This window comes from Flavobacterium sp. (assembly GCF_035456225.1).
Taxonomy (GTDB): Bacteria; Bacteroidota; Bacteroidia; order Flavobacteriales; family Flavobacteriaceae; genus Flavobacterium.
In genome coordinates, this window is record NZ_DATIDM010000043.1 from 1 (window position 1) to 2,005 (window position 2,005).

Annotated in this window: 2 protein-coding genes; both read left to right on the forward strand. The window is 37.9% G+C overall.

The features are described 5' to 3' along the window. The coding region (locus tag VLB74_RS02515; RefSeq protein ID WP_325201895.1) for an efflux RND transporter permease subunit at positions 1–975 on the forward strand (975 nt) is incomplete at its 5' end. A gap of 22 nt (positions 976–997) precedes the next feature. Next, positions 998–2,005, forward strand: a 1,008-nt coding sequence (locus VLB74_RS02520; protein ID WP_325201896.1) for an efflux RND transporter permease subunit, incomplete at its 3' end; no start/stop codon positions are given.

The following is a 2,005-nucleotide window of genomic DNA, read 5'->3' on the forward strand; positions in this document are numbered from 1 at the left end:
GCAAGAACCCGGGTTTTGGAAAGGCTCAATTATGCTCAACGTCTTTTGCCTCAAAGTGTGGTTCCAACTCTTGGACCAGATGGAACGGGTGTAGGTCATATTTTTTGGTATCATTTAGACGCGAATGGTATGGATTTGGGGGAGCAAAGAGCATTACAGGATTGGTATGTGAAATTTGCGTTGCAAACTGTTCCGGGAGTAGCTGAAGTCGCTTCGTTTGGAGGTTTTGAAAAACAATACCAATTGGTTTTAGACCCTTTGAAAATGCAACATTACAAAGTCAGCATGATGGAAGTGATGAATGCCGTCAAAGCCAACAACAATGATGTGGGTGGACGGAAATTCGAAATGAGTGATATGTCATACATCATACGGGGATTGGGATATATAAAAAACATAAAGGATGTAGAAGATATTGCTATTAAAAACTACAATTCAATTCCAGTTCGGATAAAAGATATTGGCTCTCTGCAAATGGGAGGCGATTTGCGTTTAGGGATTTTTGACGAAAACGGTACTGGAGAAGTAGTTGGTGGTATTGTAGTGATGCGCTACGGAGAAAATGCGGATAAAGTCATAAAAGCAGTCAAAGCAAAAATGAAAGAAGTGGAGAAAGGATTGCCCGAGGGAGTTACTTTTAAAACCTCATATGACAGAAGTGAATTGATTGAAAAAGCAATCGATTCCGTCAAGGGAACTTTAATCGAAGAAATGATTGCCGTATCGCTAGTGGTTTTGCTTTTTCTTTTTCATTGGCGAAGCGCATTGATAATACTCATTCAATTACCTATATCTGTAGCTATTGGCTTTATTTTACTTGAAGCTTTTGGTATTTCGTCTAACATTATGTCATTAACGGGTATCGCTCTGGCAATTGGAGTTGTGGTAGATGATGGTATCGTAATGGTAGAGAATGCGTATAGGACAATTTCTGAAAAACAGGAAGAAATGGATAATAACCAACATCTTACTTAAAATGAAAGAAAAATTCAAAAATATGATCAAAAAAGAAACCGACCCATTATCCTCTGAAGAGAAATTAAAACTAATCGAAACTTCTTCTAAATTGGTTGGTCCGGGTGTGTTTTATTCGACAATAATTGTAATTGCTTCTTTTTTACCCGTATTTCTGCTTACGGGAATGGAAGGTAAATTATTTGGGCCATTGGCATGGACGAAATCGTTTATACTGATAGTTGATGCTTTTTTAGCCATTACACTTGCGCCGGTTCTGATAAGTCTTTTACTGAAAGGAAAACTTCGTCCAGAAAACAAAAATCCAATAAACAGGAAATTGGAAAGCATTTACACTCCTATTTTAACCCTTTGTTTAAAATGGAGAAAAACTGTTTTGGCAGTCAATATTGTCGCTTTGTTAATTGGAATATTGATGTTTACCCGTTTGGGGTCAGAATTTATGCCTCCGCTCGATGAAGGTTCGGTTTTGTTTATGCCTGTGACCTTGCCCGATGTGTCCAATTCCGAAGTAAAACGTATTTTGCAGGTTCAGGACAGATTGATAAAATCAATTCCAGAAGTGGCTCATGTTTTGGGAAAAGCAGGAAGAGCCAATACGGCAACCGACAACAGCCCCATAAGTATGATTGAAACTATTGTTTTGCTAAAGCCCAGTAACGAATGGAGAGAAGGCAAGACGAAAGCCGATATCATAAATGAAATCAATAATAAACTGCAAATACCAGGAGTTACTAATGGTTTTACGCAACCTATTATTAACCGTATCAATATGCTTTCCACAGGCATTAGAACCGATGTAGGTATAAAAATCTACGGCGAAAGTTTAGATACGATTAATGCTTTATCACAAAAAATAAAAATGGCATTGGATGGAACATCGGGGGTTAAAGATTTGTATTCCGAACCCATTACAGGTGGAAAATACATTGATATCGAGCCTAAAAGAGAAGTTATAGGCAGATATGGACTTTCAATAGACGATATAAACGCTGTTGTGGAAGCTTCTATCGGTGGAATGAAACTCACC